We start from the raw sequence: 11,672 nt of genomic DNA on the forward strand, positions 1-11,672 counted from the left end.
CGAGTGAGGCCCGAAACTCAAGTACTTCCGCTTTGGTGATGCGGCCAACTTCCCTTTCCCCAAAGGCTGGGACTAAATACTTATCCAATGTAATTCGCACCGTATCAGCATGTGATGTTCGCCACTGAATACGCATTTCAGCAAACCACGTATTAGCAAAGTCACTGAACAGTGGCGTATCCAAATGCTGACTGCGCACCTGCATTTCTTTGAATTGCTGCGCCTTTGCACTTCCCGGGAAATGCTTACCGTAATCAAAAGTGCCAAGAGTGATTTCCGCTTCAACCCGATCGAGTAACTTCTGCACCCGCTTACGATTTTCCCGCGTGTCCTCAAGAGAGGTTTGTTCGCGACAGCGTTTACCCTTGTAACGGAAGTCGATGAACAACTTACCGGTCTCAGGGCGTGAATTAACACTACCCATGAGCAATACCTCCTTTTGCCATCGGAATTGCTAGTGAATCAGAAGAGTCCTGACTTATATCGCGCTTAATGGCTTCCCAGAGAAACAGGATTTTCCTACCGCCAAATGGCCGAATGTAGTGAACTCCCTCATGAAGCACTGAGTCCTTCAGCTGCTCCCTAATGGTGCGAGGGTCATACTTGATCCGCTCAGCCAGTTCGGCAGTGGTTAAAAGCGTCATGTCATTTAACATGGCAAACTCCTTAATTGATTGATAGACTGAATGGCATAACGTATTTCTGAGTTCCAAATTGCCATCCTAAATGACATATTATCACGCAAAATATCATTTGCAATGTTTTTTTGTCATTTTAGATAACATTTTTACGAGGTGGTCATGATTAAGTGTCATTTAGCGCGGATGATGGGCGAGCGAAAGCTAAAAATAATGGACGTTGCGCGCGATACTGGATTAAACCGTAATACCGTGACATTGTTGTATAAAGAAACAGCTCAGCGGATTGATTTCGCTGCTTTGGAGGCGCTCTGTAAATATTTCGATTGTGAAGTTGGTGAGCTTTTGGAAGTTACAGAAAATTAATAACAGGCGTTAATTAGACAATTGCGCTACCACGCTAGTTAAACGTTAGGCTTTGGGGAAACATGATGCCTCATAAATACTACTCTCAACGTACCGGAAATAACCCAAACCTTAACGGACTTCCTCTTGACGATGTAATCGAATTATTTCTACGGATTTATCAACAGCTTGAGGATGATGGGTATTTCAGCGAGGCATTCGGTTTTTGGTGTGTTGACGCTGATCACGTTCCTGGCAAAATTCGCGATATAGAACTTGAGATACTTCTCAAGATTAGAAAAAAGCATATTTGGCCGATCTCTCAATACTGTAAGGGCTATAGCGAAGATGATTTGTTTGACGTAATTGAATTCTTATATCAGAACGTTTCAAAACCAGTCGACGGCACCATGCACAATTACAACGGATGCGGGATGCATTGGGAGACCTTCAATAAGAAAGAAGGTCAGGTTGTATTTGTAGAAAAAATAAATGATCTTTTATCGCACTACTGCAATCCATTTGAGCTCTCGTTAGAAGGTGAAGTCCTTAATAAACCTGATGCCGGGTTCGAAACAATCTTTGAAGCAGACGTTCCAACAAAAGATCAGAATGTTCGGAAAAGAATCGAGTCAGCCGTCTTGAGATACCGCAGACATGGCTCAACCATTGATGACAGAAGACAGGCTGTACGGGATTTAGCTGATGTGCTTGAGTACCTTCGCCCTAAAATGAAAACGCTTTTAACTAAGTCTGATGAAAACGATTTGTTTAACATAGCGAATAATTTTGGTATTCGGCATCACAATGCTAAGCAAAAAACCTCATATGACACTGCTATATGGTTAAGTTGGATGTTCTATTTTTATCTTGCTACTTTGCATGTGATACTCAGAAAAATCGATAGCGACAGGAAGGCTGAGAGCTAGCAGGCCTATGCATTTCCTCGTAGTAAACCCAATTTAATTCAGTAGCGGGTAGTAACTGAATTACCGAGCCAAGCAGATAGAGGCCGCTATAACATAGTTGCTCAATATCATGGAACGAGAGTTACTTAAGGATGACTAAATGCCATTATTGGATAGAAAGTATGACAAGTTAGTATTAAACGACGACTATTTGAGTGATCCTCTTTTAATGGCTCTCGCTTGGAAGAAAGCTCACGACTACATCCGAACCACTAATTGGTATGCTGATAATTTTGAACTTGATATTTCATCTATAGACTTGCCAAATCGTTGCGTTGACTGGATAAACGAGAGCAAAAGCAAGCTGGTTTTTTCGCCGCTAGAGTTAGTACCAGCTCCTAAAACTCAGCCATGGGAATTTATCAAACCCGAAGATCCTTTCGCTATTTCTGAATTCAAACTCTTATGGCAACCAGTATCAAGCTCTTTTGATCAGTCAAAGAGTGACGAAAATATCCCAAAGAAAAGTGACAAATGTGATCTGAAGCTAAGACCTCTAGCGCACACCTGTGTGCGAGACCAAACAATAATGACTTTAGTCATGATGTGTCTAGCAAATGAAGTTGAAGCAATTCAAGGTGATCCTGCGACTAACTACGATGAGGTCCATGATAAAGGAGTTGTAAGCTATGGAAATCGCCTATTCTGTAGGTACGAAGCAGATAAGGTAGAGCATAGCTATGGCTCTACAACCACCTACAGCAAATACTTTGCTGACTATAGGAAGTTCCTTGAGCGTCCCTATTATTTTGCGAAAAGAGAGCTCCATGAAAAGGCTGAGGACGAAGAAGTCTATTTAATAGAGCTCGATCTTTCCAAGTTTTTTGACTGTATCGATCGAAGTCTGCTCATTAATAAGATTGGGGGTATTGTCACGAACCAGAACCATTCTGAAGATAGTACTTTCAATATAGTTGAGAATGTCTTAACAGCTTTTAATAATTGGAAGTGGTCAGATAACGCAGAGAAAGCGTTTGGAGAACTATTCGGCTCAAAGAATAGGAAAAATAACCAAGCCCCCAGAGGCTTACCTCAGGGGCTTGTTGCGTCAGGCTTCTTATCTAATATATATATGGCCGAATTTGACGAATACATGAGTACACTCATCGGGAAATCCGTAGACTCAGGTGGCGACATAAAAGTTGTAGATTACTCCCGTTACGTTGATGACATGCGTATTGTTATAATTGGGCCTAATCGTAAAAAGTTGCTTGAAACTTTTCCAATGGAAGTCAAAGAGAAGCCTTACCTCGATATTATCAAGGAGGCTATTGTCAATAAAATGTCTCCTGAGCTCAAAAAGCTAAATCTTGAGTTAAACAAAAGAAAAACCAAAGTTGAGGTATTTAGAGGTAAGTCGGTCGGCATATCGAGCACCCTAGAGGAAATACAACAAAGCATTTCAGGTCCAGTGTCTTATGAAGATGCTAACATTCAGCTTGGTCAGCTTGAATCCCTTCTCAGTCTATCTAGTGCCTCATCAACGACTCAAGATGATAGTCACGGGCGTTTTAATCGACTTGCCGTAATAGAAAAAGATATTTTTGATGTCCGCGAAGACACTTTGAAGCGTTTTGCTGCTAATAAAATATCAAGACTATTAAATGATATTCGCCATTTTACAGCGCGAGAAGTCAATGGTGAGGGGGAGCAAATCCCTGGAGATTGGGATTATTTACAGGAACGATTAGCACGACGACTAGTTGCTTGCTGGAGCCGAGATCCTGCACTCGTGCTACTGCTTAAAAAAGGACTTGAACTGTTCCCCAGTACCAAGTTGCTCGACCCTATAATGGAACAACTTAATTACTTGAGAGATTTACCCGATGCAAACTGGTTTGAAATCCCTAAGGAACAGCTTCAACGGCAAGTGGCGATTGCGAACTATTGTCTATCTGAAATTTATAGACATGCAGCTACCGTAATCCATAGAAAAGATGATGACGCAATACCCGCACATGCCGACATCGATGGCTTTTTTGAGTCAATACAAATATCGGCTATCAAAGTATTAAAGACTAACACCGAGACGGTAAACGATCGGAGTAAGGCAAATAAGAATGGAACTGAGAGCTTCGATCTTTTAGCAACGCAAGCGCGTTTTCTACTTTTGGTCCGATTAGATACAACCCTCGAAGCGACTTCCGAAGGCTTGTTTCACGACTATATCTTTAAGTTAGCAAGAGGCTTTAGAGAAATCACGCTACCTGACGAGATTACCCCTAGGGAAGTAGCAGCTGGTATTCTTGTAGCTAGCCAATTAGTCAACGATAAGAAACCACTACGCCGAGCCATTGCTGAACTACTTGAAGCGCGGGAGGACGTTCATGACATTTTAGAACTCATAGCTGTGCAAGACGTAGATTTGTTTCGCTCGCTACTTCTCCATGCTAGATCTCTTCGCTATTGCTGGTCTAGCGATGAATACGTAAATAACTTAGCGAAGAAGCTTTATATCGCCATTCGACCGTCAGCGAAGCCATTAGCCGATATAAAAAAGCACATACCGTTATACAAACTTATATCACGCCCAGATAATCCGTTCACAAACGAGATCATGGCTCTAAAATTAATGCTTTCGCTAATTGATGAAAAAGTCTCTATAAGTGAAGCTAAAAGCCATGAAGTTATAAACCTATCTCGGACTAAGGTTCAGTTTGACCATTTTTGCAATCCTCCAACTCTTGATGTATTCAATAAGCCCATAAAAATTGAAATAGCATTCCAGCATGCAATTGGAACTGCAGCATCTCATTTACACGCTAAGCATGATGACACTTTTGTTTTACAGCGAATTGCACTATGCCTTAGAGCAGCTCTAGCAGGGAATGAGGACCCAACGGGTTTTGGTCAGAGCCATCCTCCGAAAGCGGGTTACCGTGGATTAAAGTCCACCAGGTTTAAACGACAAATAGGCTTAATGACCACACCTGAATCACTAACAGGTGAAAACGCACAGTTCTCAGGCTGGCTAACAACTTTACTCAGTAAATTGCTTAAGTGGCCGGGTATCAGAGTCAATGATCTTGGGTTTGAATGGCCAAACGAGATTTCAGTGGAAAATGTAAAATCTCTCGTGGAAGAGCGTTTAGATACACTCAAACAAAGTTACTGCCGATTATCAGAAATGCCGAGTGTAACTGAACTTGTAACGCCCAGTTGGGAATCAGATAAAAAAAGCCTTAGGGTTGCTATGGTTCAATCTAAGTTGCCTCAGAAGGCCGATTTTTTAGCTCACGGTTTGTTACTCGAGGACCCAACATATAGAGCTAAGCATCGTAGGCATGTCGCCCGAATTGCAAAGCTTGTCATAGAGCATATTACTGCTCAACATATCGAAAAACCGCCAAAAGGACAAAAAGAGAGTCATGCCGACTTGATTCTATGGCCAGAGCTCGCTGTTCATAAAGACGATATCGATGTTTTAGTTCAGCTTTCGAGGAAAACTCACGCGATCGTTTTGGCAGGTCTGACATTTCTTCACCAACCCAGCATTAAAGGTCCAAACAATACTGCGTTGTGGATAGTACCGAAGAAACACAACGGCAACCAAAATGAGATCAAGCGTCTCCAGGGAAAACATAATTTAATGAAGGATGAGCATGGTGTGGTTCCTTGGCGCCCATATCAACTAATGCTTGAGCTTAAGCATCCTAAGTTTCCGAGTGAAAAAGGTTTTATGTTAACGGGATCTATTTGCTTCGATGCGACTGATATTTCTTTAAGTGCAGATCTTCGCGATAAATCAAACACATATTTGATTCCAGCTTTAAACCAAGACGTAAATTCTTTCGATACAATGGTTGACGCTCTTAACTACCACATGTTCCAGCACGTGGTATTAGTCAATACAGGGGAGTTTGGAAGCTCATATGCAAAAGCCCCTTACAAAGACGCACATAAGCGCTTGATTGCCCATTCAACCGGAAACGATCAAGTTGCAATTAACACATTTGAAATCAATATGTTTGACTTCAGGCGAGATGGTGTTGGCTCTAGTATGAAATCAGGAGTTGAACAAAAGTCAGCTCCTGCTGGAGTTAACTTCAAACCTTAAACATAGCTCAAATCGCTCGACCTATATCCCGAAAGCAGTTGTTCTCACGATATGAAAACATTTAACACTACAAAATGAAAAGGGACTTTTAATGAAGAAAATAGAAGAAATCCTAAATTTCATAGTTGAGATAGAAAAATTAAAAGGCGTACTGCGCAAAACAAAACCGGTAGGGTTTGAGCGCTACGAAAACTCAGCAGAGCATAGCTGGCACGTTTGTCTTTCCGCTTTGATGCTAAAAGATTTTGCTAACGAGTCGGTAAACATCGAGCGCGTTGTCAAGATGCTTCTAATTCACGACCTTGGCGAAATAGACGCTGGTGACACCATTATTTATGCCAGCGAAACTAATGAGCTAAAAGACGAAGAAGCAGCCGGTATTAAACGAATTCTTAGCATTTTACCCGATGAAATGGAAGGTGAACTCATCGAGCTATGGTATGAATTCGAAGCAGGTGAAACCGCAGATTCTAAGTTCGCTAAGGCCGTAGATAGAGTTCCACCCCTACTTCATAATATTCATGGTAACGGGCACAGCTGGAAAGCACACAGAATTACGAAAGATAAAGTGTTTTCGGTAAACCAACGGATAGAGAGCGGCAGCGAAGCGCTTTGGTCTGTCATGCGCAGTAAACTTGAGAGCGCTGTTGATGAGGGCGTACTTAAATAAACAAGTTAAACAGGGGTTGAAGGTTTCAAATGTCTGAGAAATTCATGCTGGAAGCTTTGAAAGTTTCTAAACAAGCGCTTCCCCACTGTGAACCAAACCCTCCTGTCGGATGTGTGCTGGTTAAAAATGACCGGATAGTATCCAAAGGCTTTACCCAGGCCATTGGTGGAAGTCATGCCGAAGTAGAGGCTTTAAATGCTTATTCCGGTGACCTGAGCGACGTTACAGCATATGTTACTTTAGAGCCTTGTTCGTTTGTCGGCCGGACTGCCGCTTGCGCGAGCACACTTCTCACATCGGGTATAAAACATGTGATTATAGCAATGCTCGACCCAGACAACAGAAACAATGGTAAAGGAGTTGAAATACTCCGAGGAGGAGGCGTAGAAGTTGAGGTCGGCCTGTGTTCTGAAATAGTGGCTCAGTTCCTTACGCCTTACTTAGGAAAATCATAAGGACTTGGATGCCATCAATACCTTCTACCAACAAATTTATGCTAAAAGTCAAAAAAGTAGTGCCCCGAAAATATTCGTTGTGTCGCCCGCCTGTCGTGTATATTTCGTGACCGACACCGACGTTGTTGCTTCATCATTGAGCCTGAATGCAGATACCAGGAGAATTTAAATGATTAAAAAATTGCGAGAGCGTAAGAATTGGTCTCAAGAGCAATTAGCGATAATGTCAGGCTTGAGTGTAAGGACAATTCAACGTATAGAAAGCGGTAATAAAGCAAGTATGGAATCTCTTAAATCACTGGCCTCTGTATTCGAAGTTGATGTGTCGAAGCTAACAGAGGAAATTACTGTGATTGATAAAGAGTCTAAATACTGGAAACGACAACCGGTCTGGTTCAAATTAAGTTTGTTTGGCGTCAATAGAAAAAATAAGCTTGTTTGGGTCGAGTACTTAAGCGTGTTGCTGGGACTGGCAACCTGGATTATACATCCAGACATTTTTGCGACGTCTGCTTTTTTCTTAGCCGCTTACTTAATAAGTAAATTAGTAAACAGAGCGGATAGCCAGAAAGTTTGGTAAAGAATGAGAAGCAAAGGCAGTCAATGCAGAATACCAGCGTGACTGCCTAAACTATTCAGGGAGAATATCAGTTTATTTTGGCTTCGATTGTTGCTGAACCTTTATAAAAATCCGGGCAAGTTCAGTAGAGACACTGCCGAAGTCCCAGAAGGTTTCGGTATTGGCGTTAATATTAACCGCTAGCGCCATCTTGTATTGAGGAATAACCATCAGCCAGCTTTGAGAGCCACGGGAGACGCCACCATGATTGGCAAGCATCAGTCCACCTATGCCCTCACCGTACTCATACGTGGGCACACGCCAGCCGATCGCATAGTGCTGCTCATTCTCTTCTCCGTTGTTGAGTGTCTGTGTTGTCCAGAATTGCTTGCGAACGTCCGCCGAAATAAATCTATTATCGATAAACCCCAGACCTAACTTAACCAAATCTGAAGGAGTTGAAACAAAGCCGCCCCCGGCCAGCCGATGACTTAGATCCACATCCCGCCAAGGCCTAACAATGGGTTTCGACTCATCGCTTCGCCAGTAAAAGCGGGCCATATCGGCTGTGGCTTTACCTACAGGTGGCTCCGCGTAAGTGTGCTCCATGCCAAGAGGTTCCAACACTTCGGTTTGCATCAATTGCCGGTAAGGAACATTAGCTGCTTCCTGCATCACCGCGCTGAGTAACACTGTGCCCAAACTGGAATAACTGAAGTCTTCACCGGGAGCAAATAACAGGTCACTGTCGTCAAATAAATGAACGGCATCCAGTACATCCTCATAACGGGTGTTGAGGGTCATAAACCGGTATAGTCCTGTCCATTCCGTACTGTCACCATAATGGGGAAGTCCTGCCATATGCGAAGCCAGTTGCCGTGCAGTAATATTGCGCCAGCCCGGGTTAAGGTTGCCGACGTCCATGGTTGCCAAAGGCGTGTCTAAACCCAAAATATTTTCCTGCACAAGACGCGCCAGCAATGTCGAGGTAAGGGCCTTTGAGGTACTGCCGATACGAAACTGTGTTAGTTTGCTAACGGGTTTGCCAGCCTCAATGTCGGCCCAACCTGAACCTCCTGCCCAGACCAGCTTGCCTTCTATAGCGACCGCGGCTGAGATACCCGGACTGTTAATATTTTGACGGTGTTCTTCGAGAGTTTCAGTTGCTTTCCCAGCGGCTTGTGCGTATCGGTCATCTTCTACCTGAGAAAACCTGGGGCTCTCAGCGGGAATTGTCACATAGCCCCACGGAGGCATGGGAACGTCTCCCCGGTGGGAAAAAAACTGATAAACGGGTGCGACCATAATGCAGCTGGTGATAAGAATAAAAATCACGGTGAATAAGACAAACTTGCGCATTGCATTCTCCTGAACTTTATTGACGATGGTTCAGGAAATTAGAGAGATCGGTTGCTCATGTCTTATTGATACTGAAAACTTATGATCATTTTTGAAATTGATCACGATATTCTCTGGGAGTCATGCCAGTTTGTTGTTTAAAAGCTCGGTTAAAAGGTGCAATAGAATTAAATCCGGTTTCCAGGGCAATGGTAAGTATGGATTCTCTGGCACGGTTTGAGTCCGACAAAGCTTCACGTACGGCCGGTATGCGATAGCTATTCACGAACTGAGTGAAGTTGTCAAAACCCATTTCAGAATTGATTATCTTGCGCAGCTGATGCGCCGGTACCTTTAATTCACTTGCCAACTGATTTATGGACAAACCATTCTGAGTGTAAAAACCACGCTTCATGGTGTCGGCAAGCTTCTCAACTAGCGAGGGCTCGCCAGTATCAATGGCTTTCTGTGCGGCACTAGAATTGTCCGGGACAGAAAGCGACTTCGTTGATACGCCTTTTGAGGTCTGGATGTATCTCCATGTAAAATAAATACTCACCAGCAGCGCCGTAATTGCATTGCCAAGACTGAAAAGCCAGTAATCCTTCAAGTTCGACTGACTCAACTCAACCAGCGTTAAGAGCACCATATAAAAGCTGATGGCCGTGATCATAATCAGTCTAAGCCGCCGGCGCCGTTCAACCAGATCATCTTCAAAATCTTTAACTGCATCGATAAGAATGTATACCAGTATCGACAAGCCCAACACGTGATGCAGGTCGTGATAGATCCCCTGTCCTGCCTCAAACAGGAAAAAGTAACTCATCCATAACAACCAAGCAATGACGGATAACTGCGCCCACCGGGGCACAGCGGACAGCATTAATTTATTTCTGGTATGGAGCCAGTAAAGGTTGAGTAGTACCAGAGGAGTGAGATCTGTGAGTAATAGTAGCGGTGGGCGCAACCAGCCGTAGTGGTGATTCGCAATCGGTGCGGTGAGTAGCAGATAGGCGATACAGCAAACCACCAGAAACCCATAACTCAAGGCTGCTTTAGACTCGGCGCGATGACAGATGTTCAGCAGCAAACTGAAAAGCACGCCAACAGCGGCAAAACGACTAAATAAGTCCACAACCTGCAGAGGGGTCAGCAGTATCGAATTGTCCATAGGGTGGTTAGTCATTCAGGCCGTTGAGAATTTAAAGAGTAAAACTTATGCCGGAGTTATTCAACAGGGACTGATCTATGGGAGTCAGTATCTGTGGCTACGGAATGTCTAGCGGACTAGCGACGACTCAATTCTTTATAAGGCCGTAGCTGACGGTTCAAAAAAGTGAAGTAAGGCCTCTAGACCAGAGTACTAAGAAGCCTTAGTTCGGATCTGAATGGACTCACCGGGAAACCTTATTGATTAGAGCTCTTAGATTTTCAATGACAATCTTTGGTTCATGCCAATGGATATTATGCTCAGTTGTCTCCGCGGTTATGACTTCTGAGTTCTCCGATAGAGCCAGAAATAACTCATCGCTTTCCGTTAGGAACGCTCTGTTTCTCTCCTCTACCTCCGGTGGTAGATCCCTAGCCCAATCTCCCCAAGGCTCGATTTCACGCGTTGCTTTTATGACAATAAGCGGCTTCGCACCAAAATCATTAGCTGATGCTACTTCTTCATAGCTCTTCTCGAAATCCATTGTTTCTGGGTTATCTGAGGGATCAAAATATGCCTTTCTATCATTGCTTCGGAATTCGATAACTTCTTGTGTATCGGACGAAGATGGAGCAGGCCAATTTTCAGCGGAAAACTTCATCAACCCGAAGGGTGTGGGATCAACAAAAAGTGCAGCCAAAACTGATTCACCGTACAAAGCGTTAAACATTTTCAGGTGATATGAGCCATAAGAATGGCTAACTAAAATGAATGGCTCATTAATTTCAGCAGTGGCTAGCAATCCATGTAATCTTTCTGCCACATCCTTTGAACTAAAAGGTACCGGACCAGCATCACTTCTGCCAAGCCCGGCTCTATCGTAAACACAGACTTGCGAATCAGGGCTTACTTCGGTAATTACCTTGTTCCATAAGCCATTGGAGCCATAACCACCAAAACCGGACTCGAGCACAACGGTAGGTTGCTGAGTACCGTAACACTCTAAGTAGAGACTAAAGCCACCAACATCAAATTTTCCGCTAATATTAGGTTTTAAGTCTTTCGCATGCACTGATACCGGAATAACAATAAAAAGTAACAAGCTGATGAATTGCTTCACGTTGCTGATCCCTGTTGTGGAAAACTCTTAACACTCAACATTTTATACTGCAATAAAGCATGGTCGACTGAAATGACGTTTACAGAATCCTTACATTTGGGAAGCGCTGTAAAATTATAGTGGGCAACTAAAACTAACCATAACTTTATGACCAGTCAAAAGGCTCCATTCAATTAATTAGCGTAACTTTTTCTTTTTGTGAGATCGAAGTTACATAAGCCGTTTTACGATGAATTGTAATTACCCTAGGTCAAGGCAGAGGTCAAAATTAACACTATTGAATTTGTGCCCAACAACCGCGGCCACAATCTGGACACAGGATGGACACAGCCATGATCCCACCCAAAATCAGCCACAACAGCTAACGGTCAC

Annotated in this window: 11 protein-coding genes; 6 read left to right on the plus strand and 5 right to left on the minus strand. The window is 43.3% G+C overall.

What is annotated here, in order from left to right:
* Positions 1 to 424, minus strand: a 424-nt coding sequence (locus B3180_RS05855) for an Arm DNA-binding domain-containing protein (protein ID WP_286843509.1), incomplete at its 3' end; no start/stop codon positions are given.
* Positions 417 to 656 (minus strand): hypothetical protein, encoded by a 240-nt coding sequence (locus tag B3180_RS05860; protein ID WP_278358532.1) that lies wholly within the window; start codon positions 654 to 656, stop codon positions 417 to 419. The genes B3180_RS05860 and B3180_RS05855, both read right to left, overlap by 8 nt.
* A gap of 144 nt (positions 657 to 800) precedes the next feature.
* Here B3180_RS05860 and B3180_RS05865 point away from each other — a divergent pair, with 144 nt between their 5' ends.
* From B3180_RS05865 to B3180_RS05890, 6 genes are all read left to right on the plus strand, one after another.
* Positions 801 to 1,004, plus strand: a complete 204-nt coding sequence (locus B3180_RS05865; protein ID WP_278358531.1) for a helix-turn-helix domain-containing protein — start codon at positions 801 to 803, stop codon at positions 1,002 to 1,004.
* A gap of 62 nt (positions 1,005 to 1,066) precedes the next feature.
* On the plus strand, positions 1,067 to 1,912 hold the full coding sequence (locus B3180_RS05870) for a hypothetical protein (protein WP_278358530.1): 846 nt from the start codon (positions 1,067 to 1,069) through the stop codon (positions 1,910 to 1,912).
* 139 nt (positions 1,913 to 2,051) lie between these two features.
* The gene (locus B3180_RS05875; RefSeq protein ID WP_278358529.1) at positions 2,052 to 6,008 is read left to right on the plus strand and encodes a reverse transcriptase domain-containing protein; all 3,957 of its coding nucleotides are present in this window, start codon (positions 2,052 to 2,054) and stop codon (positions 6,006 to 6,008) included.
* 91 nt (positions 6,009 to 6,099) lie between these two features.
* Positions 6,100 to 6,678 carry an HD domain-containing protein gene (locus B3180_RS05880; protein ID WP_278358528.1) on the plus strand — a complete coding sequence of 193 codons (579 nt, stop codon included), beginning with the start codon at positions 6,100 to 6,102 and terminating at the stop codon, positions 6,676 to 6,678.
* 29 nt (positions 6,679 to 6,707) lie between these two features.
* Positions 6,708 to 7,133: a bifunctional diaminohydroxyphosphoribosylaminopyrimidine deaminase/5-amino-6-(5-phosphoribosylamino)uracil reductase RibD gene (locus B3180_RS05885; protein WP_278358527.1), complete on the plus strand. Its 426-nt coding sequence runs from the start codon at positions 6,708 to 6,710 to the stop codon at positions 7,131 to 7,133.
* A gap of 169 nt (positions 7,134 to 7,302) precedes the next feature.
* Positions 7,303 to 7,713 (plus strand): helix-turn-helix domain-containing protein, encoded by a 411-nt coding sequence (locus tag B3180_RS05890; protein ID WP_278358526.1) that lies wholly within the window; start codon positions 7,303 to 7,305, stop codon positions 7,711 to 7,713.
* Between the two features lie 72 nt (positions 7,714 to 7,785).
* Here B3180_RS05890 and B3180_RS05895 read toward each other — a convergent pair whose 3' ends face one another.
* The 3 genes from B3180_RS05895 to B3180_RS05905 form a co-directional block, all read right to left on the minus strand.
* Positions 7,786 to 9,051, minus strand: coding sequence for a serine hydrolase domain-containing protein (locus B3180_RS05895; protein WP_278358525.1), 1,266 nt, complete (start codon positions 9,049 to 9,051; stop codon positions 7,786 to 7,788).
* Between the two features lie 85 nt (positions 9,052 to 9,136).
* A complete protein-coding gene (locus tag B3180_RS05900; RefSeq protein ID WP_278358524.1) occupies positions 9,137 to 10,201 on the minus strand; it encodes a helix-turn-helix domain-containing protein in 1,065 nt (354 codons plus the stop codon).
* Between the two features lie 223 nt (positions 10,202 to 10,424).
* The gene (locus B3180_RS05905; protein ID WP_278358523.1) at positions 10,425 to 11,300 is read right to left on the minus strand and encodes an alpha/beta fold hydrolase; all 876 of its coding nucleotides are present in this window, start codon (positions 11,298 to 11,300) and stop codon (positions 10,425 to 10,427) included.
* Positions 11,301 to 11,672: the final 372 nt, after the last annotated feature.

This window comes from Idiomarina sp. UBA4206, assembly GCF_002383015.1.
GTDB classification, from domain to species: domain Bacteria; phylum Pseudomonadota; class Gammaproteobacteria; order Enterobacterales; family Alteromonadaceae; genus Idiomarina; species Idiomarina abyssalis.